The organism is Microbacterium sp. NPDC055455, from assembly GCF_053619935.1.
Window position 1 is genome coordinate 161,535 of sequence record NZ_JBSHLB010000002.1, and the last position, 23,369, is coordinate 184,903.

Here is a 23,369-nt window from a genome sequence, read left to right on the forward strand (position 1 = left end):
CCCCGCACACGTGCGGGCGGGCATCCGTTAGCGTCGCGGTATGACCGCCGCGAGACCGCGCGAACCGGGCGTGCTCACCGGCCGCCCGCGCCCGGGAGTGACGGCACCCGACGCGGCCGACCGCACGCGCGGTCGCACGGCGACGCTCAATCAGCTGCTGCTGGCGGCCGTCGTCTTCGTCCTCGGCGTGTTCGTCGCGATCGGGCCGTTCGCGGGCGACCCGCAGCTGTTCTTCCTCGGCGTGGTGATCGTGGTCGTCGTCGCGGCGGCGACCGTCGTCATCCCGTGGGGCCGGATCAGCTACGGCTGGGTCGCGCTGGTGCCGGCTGTCGACATCCTCGCGATCACACTGATGCAGGTCGCAGCACCCGACACCGTCATCGGCCTCCTGTGGATCTTCCCCACGACCTGGCTCGCCGGCGGCTTCGGGCTGATGGGGCTGTCGGGGGTGATCGTGGCGATCGCGGGCATCGCCAGCGTGCTGGCCGCGCTCAGCGCGACGGAGGTCACGTACCTCACCTTCCTGCTCCCGCTCGTGCTGACCGCGCTCGCGGCGACGAGCCACCTCAACGCGCGGCGCTCGGACGCGCAGCGGATGCTGCTGGCCAAGCAGTCCGAGCTGCTGCGGAGCGTCCTGGCCCGTACCCGCCGACAGGAGCAGGTCGTCACCGAGGTGCTCGACGCCGTCGACTTCGGAGTCGTGCGGCTGCGCCCCGACGGGCGGGTCACGATCACCAACGAGGCGCACGGCAGACTGCAGCTGGGCCTCGAACCGGACGAGGCGTCCGAGGTGCCCGCCTTCCGCGACGACGGCACCTCCCGGATGCCGCACGACGAGCTTCCGCTCGAACGGGCGCGGCGCGGCGAGGCGTTCGACGATCAGGTGGTGTGGTTCGGTGAGGAGCCCGGCCCGCGCCGCGCGCTGAACATCACGGCACGGCGCATCACCGACCCGGACGGGGGCGACGCGGGCGCCGTGGTCGTGTCGCGCGACGTGACCGCCGAGCTGACCGCCCTCCGTGCCCGGGACGACCTGGTCGCCTCGGTCTCGCACGAGCTGCGCACCCCCCTCACGTCGATCCTCGGCTACCTCGATCTGGCGATCGAGGACCCCGACACCCCCGAGACCGTGCGTGCCGGGCTCGACATCGCCGAGCGCAACGCCGAGCGACTGCTGCGGATCGTCGCCGACATCCTGGCGGCGTCAAGCTCGTCCCCGTCCTCGGTGGAGGCCTCGCTCGTGCCCCAGCTGCTCGACGCGCGCGAGCTCGTGGGCGCCGCCGCAGCCGATGCGGCGCCTCGTGCCGCGGCACGCGCCATCACGATCGACCAGACGGGGCTGGAGCCGGCGGCGGCGTGGGCGGACCCGCTGCGGCTCCGGCAGGTCGTCGACAACCTGGTCTCCAACGCCATCGCGTACAACAAGGACGGCGGCACCGTGTTCGTCGGTACTACCAGTGACGGGACGTCGAGCTGGATCCTGGTGCGCGACACCGGCGTCGGCATCTCGGACGCCGATCGCTCGCGCCTGTTCCAGCGGTACTACAAGGCGGGAGGGGAGCGCCGCGCCGGGACCGGGCTGGGCCTGGCGATCACCCGCGACATCGTGCGGGCCCACGGGGGCGAGCTCGCCCTGCACACCGCTCCCGGTGTGGGCTCGACGTTCATCGTCAAGCTGCCCGCGGTCGCCCCGGAAGGAGACGGATCATGACGCTCGACCTCGCCAGCGTCCACCTCATCACCGCGCTCGTGGTCAATGTCAGCGGCGTGCTGTTCATCATCGAGACGATCCTCCGCCGCGACGAGGGCGCCGGCCGGACCTGGTCGCTCGCCTTCCTCGCCGGCATGCTCACGACGCTCGCCTACACCGTCTGGGTGCTGTCGGAGGGCGCCTGGTGGGCCATCGCCGTCGGGAACGCCTCCTTCGTCGCCGGCACGGGGTGCATGTGGCTCGGATGCCGCCGCTTCAACGGCCGCCGCATGCAGTGGGCGTCGCTCGTGGTCGTGGCCGGGGTGATCGGGGCCGCTGCGGCGGTCGCGGTGGAGGGCGCGCAGGGCGGGGACTGGGCGGGCGCGCTGTGGATGTTCGTGCCGCTGCTGGCCTTCGCCGCGGCCGGCGCGGTGGAGTGCTTCCGTGGCGACATGCGGGAGTCGCGCACCGCGTGGGTGCTGGGCGCGGTCCTCGGCTTCCAATCGCTGTATTACGTGTCGCGCACGACGGCATTCGTGACCTCGGGACCCGACAGCGCGCTGTTCCGGACCGCGTTCGGCACCATCAGCACGAGCTTCCTCACCGTCACCCTCACCATCGTCGCGGTCGTCGTGACCTCGGTGCTGCGGGCGAGCCGCGCGCCGATGCGGGGCTACCTCATGCGCGCTCCGTCCGGCGACGCCGAATCGGGCATCGTCGACGGGTCCTCCTTCCCCGCCCTCCTCGAGATGCTGTGCGACCGGGCGTCGCGGCGCGGAGAGCTCGTGGCCGTGACGTCCGTGCGACTGGACGACCTCGACGAGATCTCCACGGCCTTCGGAAGCGATGTGGCCGGCGCGGTCTCGGAGACGTGGCGTGCAGGGGTCCGGCGGCACGCGCCCACCAACGCGGTCGTCGCCGAGGACGGCCCCACCGGGTTCGTCGTGGCCCTCGCGGTCGCCTCCGGGCCGGAGGCGCGCCGCCAGGCCGGCGCGATCTACCGCGCGCTGTTCGACGACCTCGCCAAGGTCGGCGAAGGCGTGATCCCCGTCGTCGGCGTCGGGGTCGCCCTGAGCGACTCCGCCGGCTACGAGCCCGCCCGCCTCGTCGGCGCGGCGCGCGACGCCGCCAGCCGGGCGGCTGCGAACGTCGAGACCTCGGTGCTGGTCGACGAGGGCGAGTGACCGGCGTGGACGGCGGGGTGGTCAGGCGGTGAGCCGGTAGCCGACGCCCCGCACCGTCTCGATCCACCGCGGCTGAGACGGCGACTCGCCGAGCTTGCGCCGCAGATTGGCCATGTGCACCTCGATGGCGCGGGCGTCGCTGTCGCTGACGAAGTCATTCGCCACGTACTGGTCGCCGCGCAGCATGATCGCGAGGTCCGCCTTCGCGCGCACGCGCCGGCCGGCGACCAGCAGGTCGGCGAGGATGTCGAACTCGCTGCGCGTCAGCTCGATGTCGTGGCCGTCGATGGTGACGATGTGCGTCTCGGCGTTGAGCCTGAGGCCGCGGTGCTCGAGCCACGAACCGTCGTCGTCGGCGGGCGGCGCGGCATCCGCAGACTCGGCCGGCGCGACGTGGCGGGGCCTGCGCAGCATGGCGTCGATCCGCGCGCGCAGCTCGCGGGGCCGGAACGGCTTCGCGACGTAGTCGTCGGCTCCCGCTTCGAGGCCCTGCAGGGCGTCGATCTCCTCCGTGCGCGCGCTCAGCATGACGATGTAGGTCGAGCTGATGGCGCGGATGCGCTTGGCCGTCTCGAAGCCGTCCATGCCGGGCATGTTGACGTCGAGGGTCGTCACCAGCGGTCGGCGCTCGCGCACGAGCTGGACCCCGTCGGCACCGTTGGCCGCGCCGTGAACCTCGAACCCGGCCTGTCCGAGGACGGTGGACAGGAGCGACCGGATGTCTGCCTCGTCTTCGATGACGACGGCGATGCGGGATTCCTTCACCGTTGCACCTTCCCCGAACGGTGTCGCGGACGACCGGTCCTGGACGTCCGAAATGATATCCCAGAACACGGTCTGGAATCCGCGGGGCCGATCGTCCATCAGCGGACGCGGCGAGGAAGGAAGCCGGCGGCGGCGAGCGCACGGCGGCTCGTCGCCGCTGGAAGACAGGGCGCGCGGAGGGCGGGAGATGCCCCCATTCCCCGCCCCACGCGCGTCCTCGACGTGCGGGGCCCGGCCGCCTTCGTCCCCACGCGAGCGGCCGGCCCGCACTCCCGGACGATCCCACCGCGCCTGCCATCGAGCTGACGGGCGGCGCGGCGTGTGCGGAGGGGCGGATCGGCGTCGTGCGCAACGTGGTCGCGTCCGGCGCTCATCCTCCGCCCTCCCCAGCTCCGCACCTGCGGATCTGTCCTTCGGGTGCCCCCGACGCTACTCCCGGCCCCTCAACTCCCGCTCAGCGCAGCCTCAAGAAGTCCGCAGGCTTGCCGGCGCCGGGGACGGCGGCGGACGTGGCATCCTCGACTCATGCCGCTCGTCGCCCTCACCGGAGGCATCGCCTCGGGAAAGTCCACGATCGCCCGCCGCCTGGCCGAGCACGGCGCCGTCGTGATCGACGCCGACCAGCTCGTGCGCGAAGTGCAGGCACCCGGCTCGCCGGTGCTCGACGCGATCGCCGACGCCTTCGGCGACGAGATGCTGCGACCCGACGGATCCCTCGACCGCGCGGCGCTGGGCAGCCGTGTCTTCGGCGATGAGGCGGCGATCCGCCGGCTCAACGCCATCGTGCATCCCGCCGTCCGGGCGGAGTCGGCGCGCCGTTTCGCCGAGGCCTTCGCGGCCGACCCTGCCGCGATCGTCGTCTACGACGTGCCGCTCCTGGTGGAGGCCCGCGCGGAGGACCCGTGGGAGCTCGTCGTCGTGGCGCACGCTCCCGCGGACATCCGGGCCGCCCGGCTCGTCGAGCTGCGCGGGCTCAGCGAGGCGGAGGCCGCCGCGCGGATCGCGTCGCAGGCTCCTGACGAGGCGCGCCTTCGCATCGCCGACGTGGTGATCGACACCGCGGGAACGCTCGACGAGACGCTGCGCCAGACCGACGAGCTGTGGAACCGCCTGCCGGAGCACGTCGGCGGACGCACGGGCCGGCGCTAGCCTCGGGAGCTCTCTGTGTCCGGAGGGGGCGGGGGAGCGGCATCCGTCGTCGTACCGAGCCGCCGCCGGCGCCGTGCCCGCAGGGCGAGCGCGACCGCGACGACGAGCGCGATCATGATGACGAGCGCGACGACGGGCAGCAGGATCGCGAACACCGACAGGCCGAGCGCTGTCGCGTCCTCGGCGGTGCTGACGGCGGGCGCGGCCATGCCCGCCGTGGCCAGGTTGGCCGCCGGACGGACGGCCGTCTTCGCGACGTGGACGGCCAGTGCGATGACGACGCCGACGACGATCGGGATCCAGGCCGTCCCCGCGAACAGGTCCGGGTCGTCCACCCGGACCGTCTCGGCGCTCGAGCCCGCGCCGAACGCGATGCCTCCCGCCACCGGCCGCACCGCGGTCTGGATCACGTCGTTGACGGAGTCGACGGCGGGGATCTTGTCGGCGACGATCTCCACGACGAGGAGCACGCCGACGATCCACAGTGCGGCATCCGACGACAGCCACGCCCAGCCGGCGGGCAGCTCGACGGCCGGAACGAAGCGATCGGCGATCCCCAGCACGAACAGCGGCATCCACGCGTTCAGGCCCGCCGCGGTGGCCAGCCCCGAGCCGACGATGAACTCCAGCACGCGTCCACTCTAGATTCCCGCCGCCCAGACCGACCCGCGCACGCGCGCGTACCGCGGCGGGGCCGCGCGGCGTACCCTGGGAGCGGATCCTGGGGGTGTCACATGGGCGTGTTCTCGAGACTCAGACGGCGTCGCGACCCGTACCGGTCGGTGACGGAGGAGGAGCGCATCTCGCGCTACGTCTATCTGCTCAACACGCTGCCCGCGTCGGTGATCGAGAGCGCGCACGCGTCGGCGTTCAAGGACGTGCCGCCCGAGCGACGCCGTGAGATGTTCGAGCAGCTCCGGCCCTTCCTGTCCGATTCCGAGCGGGACGCCGCCGCCGAGGACCCGACCGTCATCGCGCGGCTCGTCCGCAGGGCCGAGGAGCACCGGGCGCGCCGCGCGCAGGCCGCCGAGACGGATGCCGCGACCCGCGCTGCGCCCGAGACGGCGCGCACGGCGGTCGGCGTCGAGGACGGTGATCCTCGTGACGGGGTCGACGCGCGCGCGATGCTGATGAACGTGGGCGTGATGGCCTTCGTCGCGAATCAGTTCCTGCTGTCGAGCTCGGTGGCCGCGTACTACACGGTCGGCGCGGGATCGCTCCAGATCGGGTCCGAGCCCGGCTGGGTGGGCGAGACCTTCGACCCGGCTTCGGCGGGGCTCGACGGCGGCTTCGGCGGAGGCTTCGACGGCGGCGGATCCGGGGGAGCGGACGGCGGCGGGTTCGCAGGCTTCGACGCCGGCGGCTTCAGCGGAGGCTTCGACGGCGGGGGCGGCTTCGGCGGATAGCCGGTGAGACCGCGGGCCCTCCCCGGGCGAGGCATCCGCTCGCGGCGAACGCCGCCCCGGTGTCGGTGGTGACGCCTACGCTGGATCGAGTGCAGACCACACGATCCGTGCGACCGTTCGAGGTCGTGAGCGAATTCGCCCCGTCGGGCGATCAGCCACAGGCGATCGCCGAGCTGGCGGCGCGCATCAATGCCGGCGAGACGGACGTCGTGCTGCTCGGGGCGACGGGTACCGGCAAGTCCGCCACCACGGCGTGGCTCGTCGAGGCGGTCCAGCGCCCGACGCTCGTGCTCGCCCACAACAAGACGCTGGCGGCGCAGCTCGCGAACGAGTTCCGCGAGCTCATGCCCCACAACGCCGTCGAGTACTTCGTCAGCTACTACGACTACTACCAGCCCGAGGCGTACGTCCCCCAGACCGACACCTTCATCGAGAAGGACTCCTCGATCAACGCCGAGGTCGAGCGCCTGCGGCACTCCACCACCAACTCGCTGCTGAGCCGCCGCGACGTCGTCGTGGTCAGCACCGTCTCGTGCATCTACGGCCTCGGCTCCCCCGAGGAGTACCTGCGCGCGATGGTGGCGCTCCAGGTCGGCGAGCGGTACGACCGCGACGCGCTGATCCGCAAGTTCATCGCGATGCAGTACAACCGCAACGACGTCGACTTCTCGCGCGGCAACTTCCGCGTCCGCGGCGACACGATCGAGATCATCCCGGTCTACGAGGAGTACGCCATCCGCGTCGAGATGTTCGGCGACGAGATCGAGGCCCTCTTCATGCTCCACCCGCTCACCGGCGACGTCGTGCAGCGCCTGGACTCCGTGCCGATCTTCCCCGCGACGCACTACGCGGCCGGCACCGAGACGGTGCAGCGCGCGATCGGCACCATCGAGCACGAGCTCGAGCAGCGTCTGAAAGAGCTCGAGTCGCAGAACAAGCTCCTCGAGGCGCAGCGCCTGCGGATGCGCACGACGTTCGACCTCGAGATGCTCCAGCAGCTCGGCTTCTGCTCGGGCATCGAGAACTACTCCCGCCACCTCGACGGTCGCATGGCGGGGGAGCCGCCCCATACGCTGCTGGACTTCTTCCCCGACGACTTCCTCATGGTGATCGACGAGTCGCACGTGACCGTGCCGCAGATCGGTGCGATGTACGAGGGGGATGCCTCCCGCAAGCGCACGCTCGTCGAGCACGGCTTCCGGCTGCCGAGCGCGATGGACAACCGGCCGCTGCGGTGGGACGAGTTCAAGGAGCGCGTGGGGCAGACGGTCTACCTGTCGGCCACACCGGGGCGCTACGAGATGGGGATCGCCGACGGCGTGGTGGAGCAGATCATCCGGCCGACGGGCCTGGTCGACCCCGAGATCATCGTCAAGCCGTCCAAGGGCCAGATCGACGATCTGCTCGAAGAGATCCGCCTGCGCGTCGAGCGCGACGAGCGCGTGCTGGTGACGACGCTCACCAAGAAGATGGCCGAGGAGCTCACCGACTTCCTCGGTGAGCACGGCGTGCGCGTGCGCTACCTCCACTCCGACGTCGACACGCTGCGCCGTGTCGAACTGCTCAGCGAGCTGCGGGCCGGCGTGTACGACGTGCTGGTCGGCATCAACCTCCTCCGCGAGGGCCTGGACCTGCCCGAGGTGTCGCTGGTGTCGATCCTCGACGCCGACAAAGAGGGCTTCCTCCGCAGCGGCACGTCCCTCATCCAGACGATCGGCCGTGCGGCCCGGAACGTGTCGGGCCAGGTGCACATGTACGCCGACACCGTCACCGACTCGATGCGCAACGCGATCGAAGAGACCGACCGTCGCCGCGAGAAGCAGGTCGCGTACAACACGGCGCACGGCATCGATCCGCAGCCGCTGCGCAAGCGCATCGCCGACATCACCGAGGTCCTCGCACGGGAGGCTTCCGACACCGATCGGATGCTCCGGGGCAAGGCCGCCGCCAAGACGAAGTCGGGCGTCGGCAAGAGCCCGACCCCGCAGCTGCGCCGGGAGGGAATCGCCGCCGAGGGTGCGGAGCAGCTCGAGGCGACGATCGCCGACCTCAGCCAGCAGATGCTCGCGGCGGCGGGGGAGCTGAAGTTCGAGCTCGCAGCCCGGCTGCGCGACGAGGTGCAGGACCTCAAGAAGGAGCTGCGCGCGATGGAGCGGGCCGGCCACGCCTAGCGCCCGCGCAAGCGGTCGACGCGACGACGTCGATGCCGCGACGGCTGCCGCGGGGCTGTGCGGATGCTACGGGCAGTGCATGAGCGGCTTGGGGCCGGACCGGTCGAAGGTGTGCTGCGTGATCGGCGCACCGCACAGGGGGCACGCCCGCTCCGCACGCTCCGCGGGACTCGGCGGCGGAGCCGTCTCGTACGGTCCCACGGCGGCGGGTCCCGCGAGGCGGATCAGGTTCGCGTTGAGGAAGGCGTACCAGCCGCCGGCCTCGCGGACGCGCTCGCGGAGCGGTCGGCGGTCAGGGGCTGCGGCATCCGGTGTCGGCATACTCATTAGTGTACTAACGATTCGTGCGCGATAGACTCATCCGCGTGACGACCGCCCCGCCGACGCCCGACGATCTGCTCAAACTCGACAACCAGCTGTGCTTCGCCCTCGTGACCGCAGCGCGCAACGTCGTCGGGCTCTACCGCCCGATCCTCGAGCCGCTGGGGCTCACGCATCCGCAATACCTGGTCATGCTGGCGCTGTGGGAGCGGTCGCCGCGCTCCCTGCGCGAGCTGGCGGGGGAGCTGGCGCTCGAGCCGGCCACGCTGTCGCCCCTGGTGAAGCGGCTCGAGGCGCAGGGGCTCGTCACCCGCGCGCGTCGCGAAGGGGACGAACGCGTCCTGGACGTCGCGCTCACCGACGACGGAAGGGCGCTCCGCCGCCGCGCGCTGGCGGTGCCGGAGCAGGTCATGGCGCGTACCGGCATGACGGTCGACGACCTGGCGACGCTGCGCGATACGCTCAAGGATTTCGCCGGCGCGGAGCCGAAATGGGGGGCCGCGCTGCGAGACGACTGACCAATGTGTGAACTCCTGCTGATGACTCTTCCCGAATTCCCAGGAAGTTCTTAGGCTCGACATCGGTGCGAGGGTGTCCCGAGGATTCGCCCGAGCCCGTCCCGTCCTTCACAGAGGAGATCCCGCCCATGCACGTCAGGTCACACCCAGACCGCTCACCCGCCATCCGGCGAGCCGCGACCGCGGCCGCCGCTGCCGCGGCACTCGGAGCGGGCCTGCTCGCCGCGCCCCCCGCCTACGCCGCCGACACCGAGATCCAGATCGTCGCCACCAACGACTTCCACGGCCGGATCCTCGACGAGGGTGCGCAGGCCGGAGCGGCGAAGCTCGCCGGCGCGCTGGACGCGCTGCGCGCCGCCAACCCCAACACGGTCTTCGCCGCGGCGGGCGACCTGATCGGCGCCTCGACGTTCGAGTCGTTCATCCAGAACGACAAGCCGACGATCGACTCGCTGAACGCCGCGGGCCTCGAGGTCTCGGCTGTCGGAAACCACGAGCTCGACCAGGGCTACGACGACCTGGTGAACCGCGTGCTCGCCCCGTACGATCCCGAGACGAACCCGTACGGCGGGGCCGAGTGGGAGTACATCGCGGCGAACCTGAAGATGCGCGCGACGGGTGAGCCGGCGGTGCCCGCCACGTGGATCAAGGAGTTCGGCGACGTCGAGGTCGGCTTCGTGGGCGCGGTGACCGAAGACCTTCCCACGCTCGTCAGCCCTGACGGCATCGCCGACATCCAGGTCGACGGCATCGTGGAGTCGGTCAACACCGAGGCGGCCGCCCTGGTGGCAGAGGGTGCCGACCTGGTCGTCATGCTCGTGCACGAGGGCGCCCCGTCGACCTCGTGCGAGACGATGGACGACTCCGGGCGGTGGGCGGACATCATCAACACCGTGTCGCCGGACGTCGACGCCATCGTGTCGGGCCACACCCACCTCGCGTACAACTGCGCCTTCCCCGTCGCCCAGTGGGCGACCGAGGGGCGGGCCGTGACGGAGCGGCCCGTGGTCTCGGCGGGGCAGTACGGCACGAGCCTGAACCGGCTCATCTTCACGGTGGACGGCGCGACCGGCGAGGTGAAGGCGAAGGCACACGACATCCTGGCCGTCGCCGGCTACCCGGCCGACTCCGAGGTGGCGGCGCTCGTCGCCGACGCCGAGGCTGTCGCCGAGGACCTGGGCTCGGTCCCGATCGGCGAGATCGCCGGTGCGTTCAACCGTGCCCAGCTCTCGACCATCAACCCGACGACGGGTCTGCCGAACGAGAACCGCGGCGGCGAGTCGACGTTGGGCAACCTGGTCGCCGAGGTCCAGCAGACCGCGACGGAGAGCGCGGAGTCCGGGGCGGCCCAGATCGCCTTCATGAACCCGGGCGGACTTCGGGCCGACATGGTCGGGACGCCTGCCGGCGACCCGTACCCGCGAGAGCTCACCTACCGGGAGGCCGCAGAGGTGCAGCCGTTCGCGAACACGCTGGTCAACATGTCGCTCACGGGCGCTCAGATCGAGACGCTCCTCGAGCAGCAGTGGCAGCGTGACAGCCTCAACCGGGTCGGCACGCGTCCGTTCCTGCGGCTGGGCGTCTCGGAGGGCTTCGAGTACACGTACACGCAGCGCATGGTGACGGAGTACCCGCTCGACAACCCGGCGACCGCCGACGTCGACGAGTCGCTCACGCCGTACACGGCGCCGCGCGGGTTCATCACCGGCATGTGGCTGAACGGCCAGCCGATCGACCCGGCCGCGACGTACTCGGTGACCGCGAACGCGTTCCTCGCAGCCGGCGGCGACAACTTCCGCGAGTTCGGCAACGCGACGGGCAAGCGCGACACCGGCAAGATCGACCTCGCCGGGATGGTCGACTACATGGAGGACGCGGCGGCGACCGGCGCGGTGCCGGTGGACTACTCGCAGCGCGCCGTCGAGGTCACCTTCGGCGAAGGCGCCGCCACCGAGTACGCGGGCGGGTCGACCGTCGCCTTCGACGTGAAGTCGTGGTCGATGTCCACCGCCGCCGATCTCACGGACAGCGAGATCGTCGTGACCCTCGGCGACCAGACGCTGGGCACCTTCCCGGTGGCCACCGTGCTGGGAACCGACCCGTACGACAACCTGGGCACCGCGCGCGTGTCTGTCCAGCTTCCCGCCGGCCTGCCGGCCGGTCAGGCGACGCTGGTGCTCTCCGGAGCGACGACGGGCACCGAGGTCCTCGTCCCGCTCACGGTCGTGGAGGGCGTCAAGACGAACGTCTCGGGCAAGCTCACGGGCGGCAAGAAGGGCGAGCCGTACGTCCTGGACGTCACGGTGAAGGCGCGGGGGATGTTCGCCCCGGGCTCGGTCACCATCACCGTCCCGGGCCTGGACCCCATCGTCGCGCCGCTCACCGACGGCACCGCGTCGGTGGAGCTGCCCGCGCTGCCTGCCGGTAAGACGGAGATCACCGTCTCCTACCCCGGAAACGGCGTCTTCATCGCAGCGGAGACCACGGTCAAGGCGAACGTGAAGTGACCCGGGTGTGATCGACGGCGGATGCCGCGGAGCCCGGGCCCCGCGGCATCCGTCGTCTTCGCCCGCGGCGAACGGCTCACAGGCCCTATGTCGGAGGCCCCGCCTAGACTTGTCTGGTGCCCATCGTCCCTGTCGCCCTGCCCGGAAACATGCCTGGCAACACGCCCGGAACCGCCCTCGGCGGCACCAGCGGAAAGCTCAGCGTCCGCGGTGCCCGAGTGCACAACCTGAAGGACGTCGACCTCGACATCCCGCGGGATTCGCTCGTGGTGTTCACCGGCCTGTCCGGCTCGGGCAAGTCGAGCCTCGCGTTCGACACGATCTTCGCCGAGGGCCAGCGCCGCTACGTCGAGTCGCTCAGCGCGTACGCGCGCCAGTTCCTCGGCCAGGTCGACCGTCCCGACGTCGACTTCATCGAGGGACTGAGCCCCGCCGTCTCGATCGACCAGAAGTCCACGAACCGCAACCCGCGCTCGACGGTGGGCACGATCACCGAGATCCACGACTACATGCGCCTGCTGTGGGCGCGCATCGGCGTGCCGCACTGCCCGGAGTGCGGCGAGGTCATCCAGCGCCAGACCGTGCAGCAGATCGCCGACCAGCTCATGGAGCTGCCCGAGCGCACGCGGTACCAGATCGTCGCGCCCGTCGTCACGCAGAAGAAGGGCGAGTTCGTCGACCTCTTCAAGGAGCTCGGCGCCAAGGGCTACGCCCGCGCCATCGTCGACGGCGAGCTGATCCAGCTGGCCGAGCCGCCGACGCTCAAGAAGAGCTACAAGCACGACATCGCCGTGGTCGTCGACCGCCTCGTGGCGGCGCCCGGCATCCTCGACCGCGTCACCGACTCGGTCGAGACGGCGCTGTCGCTCGCCGGCGGCGTGCTCCAGATCAACTTCGTCGACGAGGAGGGCGATGCCGCATGGCAGTCCTTCTCCGAGAAGCTCGCGTGCCCGAACGGGCACCCGCTGCAGCTGACCGAGATCGAGCCGCGCACCTTCTCGTTCAACGCGCCCTTCGGCGCCTGTCCCGCCTGCTCCGGCCTCGGCACCCGCATGTCGGTCGACGTCGAGCTGATGCTCGGCGATGAGGACCTCTCGATCCGCGAGGGCGTGCTCATCCCGTGGACGACGCAGGGCAAGGGGCTCTTCCAGTACTACGAGCGACTGCTCGAGGGTCTGGCGAACGACCTCGGCTTCTCGCTGGACACCCCGTGGAAGCGCCTCCCGTCGGCGGTGCGCGAGGCCGTGCTGCGCGGCGAGAACTACAAGGTCACGGTGAAGTGGAAGAACCGCTACGGCCGTGAGATGCGGTACTCGTCGGGCTTCGAGGGGGTCGTGCCCTACATCGAACGGCAGTACACGCAGGCCGAGTCCGACACGCAGCGCCAGCGCTGGTCGGAGTACCTGCGCGAGGTGCCGTGCCCGGTCTGCAACGGCGACCGCCTGAAGCCCGAGGTGCTCGCGGTGCTCGTCCACGGGCACTCGATCGCGGATGCCTCGCACCTCAGCCTCGGCGAGGCGCGCGAGTACTTCGCCAAGCTCACCCTGACCGAGCGCGAGGCGACGATCGCCGCGCAGGTGCTTCGCGAGATCCGCGTCCGCCTGGACTTCCTGATCCGCGTGGGGCTGGACTATCTCAGCCTCAGCCGCGCGGCAGGCACCCTGTCCGGCGGTGAGGCGCAGCGGATCCGGCTGGCCACGCAGATCGGCTCGGGCCTGACCGGAGTGCTGTACGTGCTCGACGAGCCGTCGATCGGCCTGCACCAGCGCGACAACCGGCGGCTCATCGAGACGCTCGTCGCGCTGCGCGACCTCGGCAACACGCTCATCGTCGTCGAGCACGACGAGGAGACCATCCACGCCGCCGACTGGGTCGTCGACATCGGGCCCGGTGCCGGCGTCAACGGCGGCGAGGTCGTCCACTCCGGGCCGATCGAAGAGCTGCTCACGGACCCCGACTCGATCACCGGCGACTACCTCGCGGGGCGCCGCGAGATCCCGACGCCGAAGAAGCGCCGCAAGATCGACAAGAGCCGTCAGGTGAGCGTCGTCGGCGCGCGCGAGAACAACCTCAAGAACGTGACGGTGGACTTCCCGCTCGGCGTGCTCACCTCGGTCACCGGGGTGAGCGGGTCGGGCAAGTCGTCGCTCGTCAACGGCATCCTGTACCAGGTGCTCGCGACGCGGCTCAACGGCGCCCGCCGGGTCGCCGGCAAGCACACCCGCGTGACGGGTCTGGACAACCTCGACAAGGTCGTGCACGTCGACCAGGCGCCGATCGGCCGCACGCCCCGATCGAACCCCGCCACCTACACCGGCGTCTTCGACCGGATCCGGACGCTGTTCAGCGAGACGCCCGAGGCGAAGGTGCGCGGCTACCAGCCGGGGCGGTTCAGCTTCAACGTCAAGGGCGGCCGCTGCGAGGCGTGCTCGGGCGACGGCACGATCAAGATCGAGATGAACTTCCTGCCCGACGTGTACGTCGACTGCGAGGTGTGCCACGGCAAGCGGTACAACCGCGACACGCTGGCCGTGCACTACAAGGGCAAGAACATCGCCGAGGTGCTCGAGATGCCGATCGCCGAGGCGGCGGAGTTCTTCGAGCCGATCCAGGCGATCCACCGGTACCTCAAGACGCTCGTCGACGTCGGGCTGGGCTACGTGCGGCTCGGGCAGTCGGCCACGACGCTCTCGGGCGGCGAGGCGCAGCGCGTCAAGCTCGCCACGGAGCTCCAGCGGCGCACGAACGGCCGGTCGATCTACGTGCTCGACGAGCCGACGACGGGTCTGCACTTCGAAGACGTGCGCAAGCTCCTCGAGGTGCTGAACGGCCTCGTCGAGAAGGGCAACACGGTCATCGTCATCGAGCACAACCTGGACGTCATCAAGTCGTCCGACTGGGTGATCGACCTCGGGCCCGAGGGCGGCGCCGGCGGCGGTCAGGTCATCGCCACCGGCACGCCGGAGCAGGTCGCGCGTGCCGAGGGCAGCCACACCGGCGCCTTCCTCGCGGAGGTGCTCGGCGTCCGTGCGCCGGCAGGCCCGGTCGCCGAGCTCGTCGGGGCCCGCAAGGCCGGCTGAGCCGGGCGAGGCCTGACACCATGGCGCGATCCGCTCCCACGGTCCCGTACAAGCCGAAGCCCGGCGAGATCCCCACCAATCCCGGGGTCTACCGCTTCCGCGACCGCGACGGCCGCGTGCTGTACGTCGGCAAGGCGAAGAACCTGCGTGCCCGCCTGTCGAACTACTTCGCACCGCTGCACACGCTGCACGAGCGCACGCGGCGCATGGTGACGACCGCGGCCTCCGTGGAGTGGACGGTCGTCGCGACCGACGTCGACTCGCTGCAACTGGAGTACCAGTGGATCAAGGAGTTCGATCCGCCCTTCAACGTGCGGTACCGCGACGACAAGTCGTATCCGTTCATGGCGATCACCCTCGCCGACGAGGCGCCGCGCGTGATCGTCACCCGCAACCGCCGCATCGCCGGGGCGAAGTACTTCGGGCCCTACCCGAAGGTGTGGGCGGTCCACGACACCATCGACCTGATGATCAGGGTGTTCCCGATCCGCACCTGCAGCGACTCGTCGTACAAGAAGGCGATGTCGACCGGACGCCCCTGCTTCCCCGGCCAGATCGGGCGGTGCGGAGGCCCCTGCTCGATGAAGGTCACGATCGAGGAGCACCGCGCGATCGTCGAGGACTTCATCGCGTTCATGTCCGGCGGCGATCAGCGGTTCACCAAGGAGCTGACGGCCCGCATGCGCGAGGCGTCCGCCGCGATGGACTACGAGGCGGCCGCCGTCTACCGCGACCGGCTGCAGGCCATCGACGCCGTGCTGAACAAGAGCGCGCTCGTGCTCGCCGCCGACACCGACGCCGACCTGTTCGGCATCGCCGAGGACGAGCTGGCCGCCACCGTGCAGCACTTCGTCGTCCGCGGTGGCCGCGTGCGGGGCGTCCGGGCGACCACGATCGAGAAGGAGATCGACATCTCGGGCGGGGACCTCGTCGACCAGGTGCTGCAGCGCACGTACGGCAACGCCGCCGGCGCCGACATCCCGCGCCAGGTGCTCGTGCCCGCGATGCCCGAGGACGCCGCGGACCTGGAGGAATGGCTCCGCGGCCGCCGGGGCAAGGCCGTGACCATCCAGGTGGCCCAGCGAGGCCGCAAGGCCGATCTGATGCGCACCGCCAGCCTCAACGCGCAGCAGGCGCTGATGCTGCACAAGACCCGTCGCACCAGCGACTACGTCGCGCGCACGCAGGCGCTCACCGATCTCCAGGAGGCGCTGGACCTCGCCGAGGCGCCGCTGCGCATCGAGTGCTTCGACGTGTCGCACCTCAGCGGCACCAACGTCGTCGCGTCGATGGTGGTCTTCGAGGACGGTCTGCCGAGGAAGGACCAGTACCGCTCCTTCGGCGTCGGCGAGACGACGGACGACACCGATTCGCTCTACCAGGTGCTCACCCGCCGGCTCGCCTACCTCGACCGCCCGGATGAGCAGGACGAGACGACGGATGCCGCACCCCGCGCCATCCCGGACGGCGAGGAGCCGGTCGTCACCACGCGCAAGCGTCCCCGTTTCGCCTATCGGCCGCAGCTCCTCGTCGTGGACGGCGGCAGACCGCAGGTCGAGGCGGCCGCCCGCGCCCTCCGCGACGCCGGCCACGAGGAGATCGCGCTGTGCGGGATCGCGAAGCGCCTGGAGGAGGTGTGGCTGCCGGGGGAGGACTTCCCGGTGATCCTGCCGCGCACCTCCGAGGCCCTCTACCTCCTGCAGCGCCTCCGCGACGAGGCGCACCGGTTCGCCATCACGCATCAGCGCAGGCGGCGGCGGCGCGACATCCAGAGCGTGCTCGCCGAGGTGCCCGGCCTCGGCGAGGCCCGGATCAAGGCGCTGCTGCGGCATTTCGGCTCGGTGACGGCCCTGAAGAATGCGACGGCGGACGAGATCACCGAGCTTCCGGGAGTCGGGCCGAAGCTCGCCGCGGCGATCCATGCGCACCTCGCGCAGTCGCCTGCCCTGCCGGACGGCCAGGAGGCACCCGCGCGCGAGCATGCCGCCGCCACCAGTGACTAGGCTGGTGAGGACGGGGGTGGTCATGGTCGAGGCGACGCGTCACGACGTCGGAGAAGTGCTGATCGTCACGGGCATGTCGGGCGCCGGTCGGTCGACCGCGGCGAACGCGCTCGAGGATCTCGACTGGTACGTCGTCGACAACCTCCCCCCGCAGATGCTCAAGCCGCTGCTGGAGCTCACCGAGCTCGCCGGGGGAGTGCTGCCCCGCGTGGCGGTCGTGGTCGACGTGCGCGGCCGGGACCTGTTCTTCGATCTGCCCGACGCGATGCGGGCGCTCCGCGAGCGCCGGCAGATCCGCCTGATGTTCCTCGACGCGTCCGACGAGGTGCTGGTGCGTCGGTTCGAGGCTGTGCGCCGCCCGCACCCGCTGCAGGCGGACGGGACGCTGCTGGACGGCATCCGTCGCGAGCGTGCCCGGCTGGCAGCCGTCCGCGAGAGCGCCGACGTGATCATCGACACGTCCTCGTTCAACATCCACCAGCTCGCCACGAAGGTCGCCGATCTCTTCACCGAAGAGGGCGCCGCGCGCCACACCGTGACGCTGCAGAGCTTCGGCTTCAAGTACGGGCTGCCGGCCGACGCGGACATCGTCGCCGACATGCGGTTCCTGCCGAACCCGTTCTGGGACGAGCGGCTGCGGCCCTTCACCGGCGAGGACGCCGAGGTGCGCGAGTACGTGCTCGCGCAAGAGGGCGCGAAGGAGTTCCTCGACGCCTACAGCGCGGCGCTGCGGCCCGTCCTGGAGGGGTACCAGCGAGAGAACAAGAGCCACTCCGTGATCGCCGTCGGGTGCACGGGCGGCAAGCACCGCTCGGTCGTGATGGTGCGCGAGCTCGCCGGTCGCCTGGCCGCCGTGCCGGGCGTGGCCGTGCGAATGACCGACCGAGACCTCGGTCGCGAGTGATGCCCGCCGACCCGGCCGACCCGGCCGGGTAGGCTTGACGGTCGTTCCCGGAAGACCCTTGAGAAGGAGAGTCGTGTCGCTGACCGCTGACGTGAAGGCCGAGCTGATCACCGTGCGAGACCCGCGCCCCACCGCGCGGGTGGCCGAGCTCACGTCGCTGCTGCGGTTCTCGGGAGGCCTGCACTCGATCGCGAACCGCGTGGCGGTCGAGGCGGAGCTGGACTCCGACATCCTCGCGCGCCGCACCGCGCGCGATCTCGTCGAGCTCTACGGCGTGCGCCCCGAGCTCGTGCACGTGCAGGGCTCCGGGGCCCGCAGCGGCAGCCACTACGCCGTGCGCGTCATCGAGGGCGGCGAGACGCTCGCCCGTCAGACCGGACTGCTCGACCAGCGCCGCCGCCCCGTCCGCGGCCTCCCCAACAAGCTCACGACCGGCTCCCGCGGCGACCTCGCCGCCATCTGGCGGGGCGCGTTCCTCGCCGCCGGCAGCCTCAGCGACCCCGGCCGCTCGGCGGCGCTGGAGATCACGTGCCCGTCCTCGGAGGCCGCCATGGCGCTCGTCGGCGCCGCCCACCGCCTCGGCATCGCGGGGAAGGCCCGCGAGGTGCGCGGCATCCCCCGGGTGGTCGTGCGCGAGGGCGAGGCCATCCGCGCCGCCCTGGCAGCCATGGGCGCCGTCCGCGCGGCGGCCGAATGGGATCAGATGCGCCAGCGCCGCGAGGTGCGGGCGGGGGTCAACCGCCTCGTGAACTTCGACGACGCCAATCTGCGGCGTTCCGCCCAGGCCGCGGTCGCCGCGTGCGCCCGCGTGGAGCGCGCGCTGGAGATCCTCGGCGACGAGGTGCCCGAGCACCTCCGCCAGGCAGGCGACCTGCGTCTGGCCCACCGGGATGCGAGCCTCGACGAGCTCGGCCACCACGCCGACCCGCCCCTGACGAAGGACGCCGTGGCCGGTCGCATCCGCCGGCTGCTGGCCATGGCCGACAAGAAGGCCGAGGCCGAGGGCCTCCCCGGCACGGAGTCCGCCGTCCCCGCCGGCATGGAGGACTGATCCGCCGCCGGCGAGGCATCCGTCTTCCACACGTCATGGAGGGAAGCAACCCCGGCGCGCGCGCGTTGCCGCTCAGTAGGATGAGTCCGTCACCCTCGCTGCGCCGGGGAATCGGCGCGCGCCGACAGGAAGAAGAGAACATGGCGAAGTACACCTTGCCCGACCTCCCCTACGACTACGCGGCGCTCGAGCCGCACATCAGCGGCAAGATCATGGAGCTGCACCACAGCAAGCACCACCAGGCGTACGTCACCGGTGCCAACACCGCGCTCGAGCAGCTCGCGGAGGCCCGCGAGACCGGCAGCCTGGCGAACGTGAACAAGCTCGAGAAGGACCTCGCGTTCAACCTCGGCGGTCACGTGAACCACTCCATCTTCTGGACCAACCTCTCTCCCGAGGGCGGCGGCGAGCCCGAGGGCGAGCTGCGCGCCGCCATCGACGAGTTCTTCGGCGGCTTCGACAAGTTCCAGGCGCACTTCACCACCGCCGCGACCGGCATCCAGGGCTCGGGCTGGGCCGTGCTCAGCTGGGACCCGATCGGCGAGCAGCTGATCATCCAGCAGCTCTTCGACCAGCAGAGCAACACCGCGCAGGGCACAGTGCCGATCTTCCAGCTCGACATGTGGGAGCACGCGTTCTACCTCGACTACCTCAACGTCAAGGCCGACTACGTCAAGGCGGTCTGGAACATCGCGAACTGGCAGAACGTCGCGCAGCGCCTCACCGCCGCCCGTCAGAAGACCGCTGGCCTGCTGGTACTGTCCTAGTAGGCGCGGCCGTCCCGGCGGGATGATGCCCGCCGGGACGCCGTTGTCCTCGTTCGAATCGCAACAACCGCGCACTCGCGCACGACACACTCAGGAGAAACTCCGTGGCTGTCAAGATCGGCATCAACGGCTTCGGCCGAATCGGACGCAATTACCTCCGCGCGGCCCTCGCGCAGGGCGCGGACCTCGACATCGTGGCGGTGAACGACCTCACCGACAACAAGACCCTGGCCCACCTGCTCAAGTACGACTCGGTGGGCGGCGTGCTCGACGCCGACGTCTCGTACGACGCGGACTCGATCACCGTCGGCGACAAGAAGATCAAGGTCTTCGAAGAGCGCGACCCCGCCAACCTGCCCTGGGGCGAGCTGGGCGTCGACATCGTCATCGAGTCCACCGGCCGCTTCACCAAGGCCGACGACGCCAAGAAGCATGTCGCGGGCGGCGCGAAGAAGGTCCTCATCTCGGCACCCGCGACCGGTGACGACGTGACCGTCGTGATGGGCGTCAACGAGGGCGACTACGACCCCGCGAACCACGTCATCATCTCCAACGCGTCGTGCACGACGAACTGCCTCGCGCCCCTCGCGAAGGTCTTCAACGACGCCTTCGGCATCGAGCGCGGCTTCATGATGACGGCGCACGCCTACACCGCCGACCAGAACCTGCAGGACGGCCCGCACAGCGACCTCCGCCGTGCGCGCGGCGCCGCGATCAACATCGTGCCCGCCTCGACGGGTGCCGCCAAGGCCATCGGCCACGTGCTCCCCGAGCTGAACGGCAAGCTCAGCGGCTCGTCCTATCGCGTGCCGGTGCCCACCGGCTCGATCGTCGACCTCACGATCGTCACCCCGGCCGAGGGCCTCACGGTCGACCAGGTCAACGCGGCCTACCAGGCCGCCGCGGCCGACGGTCGCCTCGCGGGCTACCTCCAGTACACCGAGGACCCGATCGTCTCCAGCGACATCCAGGGCAACCCGCACTCGTCGATCTTCGACTCGGAGCTGACCAACGTCAGCGGCAACCTGGTCAAGGTCTCGGCCTGGTACGACAACGAGTGGGGCTACTCCAACCGTCTCGTCGACCTCACCGAGTACGTGGCCGAGCGCCTCTAAGCGATCACCATGGCTCTGCGCACCCTCGACTCGCTGGGTTCGCTGGCCGGCAAGCGCGTCATCGTCCGTGCTGACCTCAACGTCCCCCTCAAGGACGCGGTCATCACGGACGATGGCCGTGTGCGGGCCACGCTCCCCACGCTGAACGCCCTCATCAACCAGGGCGCCCGCGTCATCGTCTGCTCGCACCTCGGCCGCCCCGACGGCGCGCCCGACCCGAAGTACAGCCTCGCGCCGGTGGCGCAGCGCCTGTCGGAGCTCCTCGGCAAGCCCGTCGCCTTCGCGCGGGACACCGTGGGGGAGTCGGCTCATGAGGCCGTCGCCGCGCTCGAGGACGGCGACGTGGCGATCATCGAGAACCTGCGGTTCAACGCCGGCGAGACCGCGAAGGACGACGCCACACGCCGTGCCTTCGCGGAGGAGCTGGCCGCCCTGGGCGACGTCCTCGTGTCCGACGGCTTCGGCGTCGTGCACCGCAAGCAGGCGTCCGTCTACGATCTCGCCGAGATCCTCCCTTCGGCCGCCGGCTTCCTCATCGAGAAGGAGGTCGACGTCCTCGACCGCCTCACCGAGAACCCCGAGCGCCCCTACACGGTCGTGCTCGGCGGCTCGAAGGTCAGCGACAAGCTCGGCGTCATCGACCACCTGCTGCCGCGGGTGGACCGGCTGCTCATCGGCGGGGGGATGCTGTTCACCTTCCTCGCCGCGCAGGGGCACAAGGTCGGGTCGAGCCTCCTCGAGGCCGACCAGCTCGACACCGTGCGCGAGTACATGACGCGTGCCGAGGAGTCCGGAGTCGAGCTCGTGCTGCCCACCGATGTCGTCGTCGCCTCGAAGTTCGGCGCCGACGCGGAGCACGTGGTGACCAGGGCCGACGCGATCGAGGAGACGCCGTTCGCGGCATCCGGCCTGGGACTGGACATCGGACCCGAGACGGGCGAGCGCTTCGCCGCGCTGGTCCGCGACTCGAAGACGGTGTTCTGGAACGGTCCGATGGGCGTGTTCGAACTCGCCCCCTTCGCCGCGGGCACGAAGGCTGTCGCTCAGGCGCTCACCGCGGTCGACGGCCTGTCCGTCGTCGGCGGCGGCGATTCCGCCGCGGCGGTCCGCCAGCTCGGATTCGCCGACGACGCGTTCGGTCACATCTCGACCGGCGGCGGCGCCAGCCTCGAGTTCCTCGAGGGCAAGAAGCTCCCCGGACTGGAGGTCCTCGGATGGCAGTGAGCACGCGAACCCCGCTCATCGCGGGCAACTGGAAGATGAACCTCGACCACCTGCAGGCGGTCGCGTTCGTGCAGAAGCTGCACTGGACGCTCAAGGACGCCAAGCACGACGACGCGTCGGTCGAGGTCGCGGTCTTCCCGCCCTTCACCGACCTGCGCACCGTGCAGACGCTCCTCGACGCCGACAAGATCCCGTTCGCGCTCGGCGCGCAGGACGTGTCGACGCACGACTCCGGCGCCTACACCGGCGAGGTCTCGGGCGCGTTCCTGGCGAAGCTCGACGCGCGCTACGTCATCATCGGCCACTCCGAGCGGCGCCAGTACCACGCCGAGACCGACGAGGTCGTGGCCTCGAAGGTGAAGGCGGCGATCAAGCACGGGCTCGTCCCGGTGATCTGCGTCGGCGAGACCAGCGAGGATCTCGAGAAGTTCGGTGCGAGCGCCGTTCCGGTCAGCCAGCTGTCCATCGCGCTGGAGGGCCTGAAGCCCGACGCCGACATCGTCGTCGCCTACGAGCCGGTGTGGGCCATCGGCTCGGGTCAGGCCGCGACGCCGGAGCAGGCGCAGGACGTCTGCGCCAAGCTGCGCGACGTCATCGCGGACAAGCTCGGGGCGGATGCCGCGGCCCGCACCCGTGTGCTCTACGGCGGGTCCGTCAAGGCGGCCAACATCGCAAGCTTCATGCGCGAGCCCGATGTCGACGGCGCCCTCGTCGGCGGTGCGAGCCTCGTCGTCGACGAGTTCGCCGCCATCATCCGGTACCAGAAGCACGTCGGCGTCTGACGCCGTGGCCGGCGGACCGCGGGGCTCCTCGCGGTCCGTCGGCCGACACGTATACTTGACCCTTGTGCGATCGGCGACCGATCGCAGCGAAAGGCTTCAACGACTGTGCAGATCCTCGAGTTCGTCCTGCAGGTGCTTCTCGGCATCACGAGTCTCCTGCTGACCCTCCTCATCCTGCTCCACAAGGGACGCGGTGGCGGCCTGTCCGACATGTTCGGCGGCGGCATGACCTCGGCCCTCGGCTCGTCCGGGCTCGCTGAGCGCAACCTCAACCGGTTCACGGTGGTCCTCGCCCTGGCGTGGTTCGCCTCGATCGTCGCGCTCGGCCTGATCACGAAGTTCCAGGCCCTCTGATGGCGACCGGAGGCAACGCGATCCGCGGCACCCGCGTCGGCGCGGGCCCGATGGGCGAACAGGACCACGGCTTCCACGCGGAGCGCATCGCGATCTCGTACTGGGACGCCCTGGGCAACGAGACGGTGCGCCACTTCGCCGCGGGCATCCCCGAGGAGGAGATCCCCGAGATCATCGACTCGCCGCACTCGGGTCTTCCCGCCGGTCGAGACAAGGACAACCCGCCCGCGGTCGCCAAGACCGAGCCGTACAAGACGCACCTGGCCTATGTGAAGGAGCGTCGTACCGAGGAGGAGGCCGAGAGCCTCCTCGAGGACGCCCTCAAGCAGCTGCGCGAGCGTCGCGGCCAGGAGTGACCTCCTGAACAGACAAGAAGAG

Annotated in this window: 20 protein-coding genes; 17 read left to right on the forward strand and 3 right to left on the reverse strand. The window is 70.7% G+C overall.

The genetic code is table 11. From position 1 onward, the window contains the following. Positions 1 to 40 precede the first annotated feature (40 nt). Complete coding sequence (locus tag ACWGUG_RS07150) at positions 41 to 1,711, forward strand: sensor histidine kinase (RefSeq protein WP_452324299.1); 1,671 nt, start codon at positions 41 to 43, stop codon at positions 1,709 to 1,711. Next, positions 1,708 to 2,874, forward strand: coding sequence for a hypothetical protein (locus tag ACWGUG_RS07155; RefSeq protein WP_452324300.1), 1,167 nt, complete (start codon positions 1,708 to 1,710; stop codon positions 2,872 to 2,874). The genes ACWGUG_RS07150 and ACWGUG_RS07155 overlap by 4 nt, the downstream gene beginning before the upstream one ends. A 21-nt stretch (positions 2,875 to 2,895) precedes the next feature. Here the strand turns inward: ACWGUG_RS07155 and ACWGUG_RS07160 are convergent, their stop codons facing one another. After that, positions 2,896 to 3,639 (reverse strand): response regulator transcription factor, encoded by a 744-nt coding sequence (locus tag ACWGUG_RS07160; protein WP_452324301.1) that lies wholly within the window; start codon positions 3,637 to 3,639, stop codon positions 2,896 to 2,898. Positions 3,640 to 4,164: 525 nt separating this feature from the next. Here ACWGUG_RS07160 and coaE point away from each other — a divergent pair. Continuing rightward, the gene (gene coaE / locus ACWGUG_RS07165; RefSeq protein WP_452324302.1) at positions 4,165 to 4,788 is read left to right on the forward strand and encodes a dephospho-CoA kinase; all 624 of its coding nucleotides are present in this window, start codon (positions 4,165 to 4,167) and stop codon (positions 4,786 to 4,788) included. Here the strand turns inward: coaE and ACWGUG_RS07170 are convergent. Next, entirely contained in the window at positions 4,785 to 5,420 is a 636-nt protein-coding gene (locus tag ACWGUG_RS07170; RefSeq protein WP_452324303.1) for a DUF4126 domain-containing protein, read from the reverse strand. The genes coaE and ACWGUG_RS07170 overlap by 4 nt on opposite strands. 102 nt (positions 5,421 to 5,522) lie before the next feature. Here ACWGUG_RS07170 and ACWGUG_RS07175 point away from each other — a divergent pair, with 102 nt between their 5' ends. Then, positions 5,523 to 6,194 carry a hypothetical protein gene (locus ACWGUG_RS07175; RefSeq protein ID WP_452324304.1) on the forward strand — a complete coding sequence of 224 codons (672 nt, stop codon included), beginning with the start codon at positions 5,523 to 5,525 and terminating at the stop codon, positions 6,192 to 6,194. An 89-nt stretch (positions 6,195 to 6,283) separates the two neighbouring features. Continuing rightward, positions 6,284 to 8,365, forward strand: coding sequence for an excinuclease ABC subunit UvrB (gene uvrB / locus ACWGUG_RS07180; RefSeq protein WP_336397846.1), 2,082 nt, complete (start codon positions 6,284 to 6,286; stop codon positions 8,363 to 8,365). Between the two features lie 66 nt (positions 8,366 to 8,431). On the opposite strand, the gene ACWGUG_RS07185 is transcribed toward uvrB, so the two are convergent. Next, positions 8,432 to 8,692 carry a hypothetical protein gene (locus tag ACWGUG_RS07185; protein WP_452324305.1) on the reverse strand — a complete coding sequence of 87 codons (261 nt, stop codon included), beginning with the start codon at positions 8,690 to 8,692 and terminating at the stop codon, positions 8,432 to 8,434. 38 nt (positions 8,693 to 8,730) lie between these two features. On the opposite strand from ACWGUG_RS07185, the gene ACWGUG_RS07190 reads away from it, so the two are divergent. From ACWGUG_RS07190 to ACWGUG_RS07245, 12 genes are all read left to right on the forward strand, one after another. Continuing rightward, positions 8,731 to 9,204 carry a MarR family winged helix-turn-helix transcriptional regulator gene (locus ACWGUG_RS07190; RefSeq protein ID WP_452324306.1) on the forward strand — a complete coding sequence of 158 codons (474 nt, stop codon included), beginning with the start codon at positions 8,731 to 8,733 and terminating at the stop codon, positions 9,202 to 9,204. 128 nt (positions 9,205 to 9,332) lie between these two features. Then, a complete protein-coding gene (locus ACWGUG_RS07195; RefSeq protein WP_452324307.1) occupies positions 9,333 to 11,711 on the forward strand; it encodes a 5'-nucleotidase C-terminal domain-containing protein in 2,379 nt (792 codons plus the stop codon). A gap of 116 nt (positions 11,712 to 11,827) precedes the next feature. After that, positions 11,828 to 14,791: an excinuclease ABC subunit UvrA gene (gene uvrA / locus ACWGUG_RS07200; RefSeq protein ID WP_378880594.1), complete on the forward strand. Its 2,964-nt coding sequence runs from the start codon at positions 11,828 to 11,830 to the stop codon at positions 14,789 to 14,791. 20 nt (positions 14,792 to 14,811) lie between these two features. Then, positions 14,812 to 16,794 (forward strand): excinuclease ABC subunit UvrC, encoded by a 1,983-nt coding sequence (uvrC, locus tag ACWGUG_RS07205; RefSeq protein WP_452324308.1) that lies wholly within the window; start codon positions 14,812 to 14,814, stop codon positions 16,792 to 16,794. Positions 16,795 to 16,816: 22 nt separating this feature from the next. Next, positions 16,817 to 17,698: an RNase adapter RapZ gene (gene rapZ / locus ACWGUG_RS07210; RefSeq protein WP_336398054.1), complete on the forward strand. Its 882-nt coding sequence runs from the start codon at positions 16,817 to 16,819 to the stop codon at positions 17,696 to 17,698. A gap of 73 nt (positions 17,699 to 17,771) precedes the next feature. Continuing rightward, positions 17,772 to 18,749, forward strand: a complete 978-nt coding sequence (gene whiA / locus ACWGUG_RS07215) for a DNA-binding protein WhiA (protein WP_336397851.1) — start codon at positions 17,772 to 17,774, stop codon at positions 18,747 to 18,749. A gap of 140 nt (positions 18,750 to 18,889) precedes the next feature. Continuing rightward, a complete protein-coding gene (locus ACWGUG_RS07220) occupies positions 18,890 to 19,516 on the forward strand; it encodes a superoxide dismutase (RefSeq protein ID WP_452324309.1) in 627 nt (208 codons plus the stop codon). Between the two features lie 104 nt (positions 19,517 to 19,620). Continuing rightward, positions 19,621 to 20,631, forward strand: coding sequence for a type I glyceraldehyde-3-phosphate dehydrogenase (gene gap, locus ACWGUG_RS07225; RefSeq protein WP_378880601.1), 1,011 nt, complete (start codon positions 19,621 to 19,623; stop codon positions 20,629 to 20,631). A gap of 9 nt (positions 20,632 to 20,640) precedes the next feature. After that, positions 20,641 to 21,855 (forward strand): phosphoglycerate kinase, encoded by a 1,215-nt coding sequence (locus tag ACWGUG_RS07230; RefSeq protein WP_336397854.1) that lies wholly within the window; start codon positions 20,641 to 20,643, stop codon positions 21,853 to 21,855. Then, positions 21,846 to 22,637 (forward strand): triose-phosphate isomerase, encoded by a 792-nt coding sequence (tpiA, locus tag ACWGUG_RS07235; RefSeq protein ID WP_452324310.1) that lies wholly within the window; start codon positions 21,846 to 21,848, stop codon positions 22,635 to 22,637. Before ACWGUG_RS07230 ends, tpiA begins: the two co-directional genes overlap by 10 nt. 105 nt (positions 22,638 to 22,742) lie before the next feature. Next, the gene (gene secG / locus ACWGUG_RS07240) at positions 22,743 to 22,991 is read left to right on the forward strand and encodes a preprotein translocase subunit SecG (RefSeq protein ID WP_336397856.1); all 249 of its coding nucleotides are present in this window, start codon (positions 22,743 to 22,745) and stop codon (positions 22,989 to 22,991) included. Beyond that, positions 22,991 to 23,347, forward strand: coding sequence for an RNA polymerase-binding protein RbpA (locus tag ACWGUG_RS07245; RefSeq protein WP_378880608.1), 357 nt, complete (start codon positions 22,991 to 22,993; stop codon positions 23,345 to 23,347). Before secG ends, ACWGUG_RS07245 begins: the two co-directional genes overlap by 1 nt. The last annotated feature ends 22 nt before the right edge of the window (positions 23,348 to 23,369 follow it).

Excerpts from the sequence above, each read along its gene's own strand:
- ACWGUG_RS07150 (WP_452324299.1), top strand. The coding sequence starts at position 41 with ATGACCGCCGCGAGACCGCGCGAACCGGGCGTGCTCACCGGCCGCCCG.
- ACWGUG_RS07155 (WP_452324300.1), top strand. The coding sequence starts at position 1,708 with ATGACGCTCGACCTCGCCAGCGTCCACCTCATCACCGCGCTCGTGGTC.
- coaE (WP_452324302.1), top strand. The coding sequence starts at position 4,165 with ATGCCGCTCGTCGCCCTCACCGGAGGCATCGCCTCGGGAAAGTCCACG.
- ACWGUG_RS07175 (WP_452324304.1), top strand. The coding sequence starts at position 5,523 with ATGGGCGTGTTCTCGAGACTCAGACGGCGTCGCGACCCGTACCGGTCG.
- ACWGUG_RS07185 (WP_452324305.1), bottom strand. The coding sequence starts at position 8,692 with ATGAGTATGCCGACACCGGATGCCGCAGCCCCTGACCGCCGACCGCTC.
- ACWGUG_RS07195 (WP_452324307.1), top strand. The coding sequence starts at position 9,333 with ATGCACGTCAGGTCACACCCAGACCGCTCACCCGCCATCCGGCGAGCC.
- uvrC (WP_452324308.1), top strand. The coding sequence starts at position 14,812 with ATGGCGCGATCCGCTCCCACGGTCCCGTACAAGCCGAAGCCCGGCGAG.
- rapZ (WP_336398054.1), top strand. The coding sequence starts at position 16,817 with ATGGTCGAGGCGACGCGTCACGACGTCGGAGAAGTGCTGATCGTCACG.
- ACWGUG_RS07220 (WP_452324309.1), top strand. The coding sequence starts at position 18,890 with ATGGCGAAGTACACCTTGCCCGACCTCCCCTACGACTACGCGGCGCTC.
- ACWGUG_RS07230 (WP_336397854.1), top strand. The coding sequence starts at position 20,641 with ATGGCTCTGCGCACCCTCGACTCGCTGGGTTCGCTGGCCGGCAAGCGC.
- tpiA (WP_452324310.1), top strand. The coding sequence starts at position 21,846 with ATGGCAGTGAGCACGCGAACCCCGCTCATCGCGGGCAACTGGAAGATG.
- ACWGUG_RS07245 (WP_378880608.1), top strand. The coding sequence starts at position 22,991 with ATGGCGACCGGAGGCAACGCGATCCGCGGCACCCGCGTCGGCGCGGGC.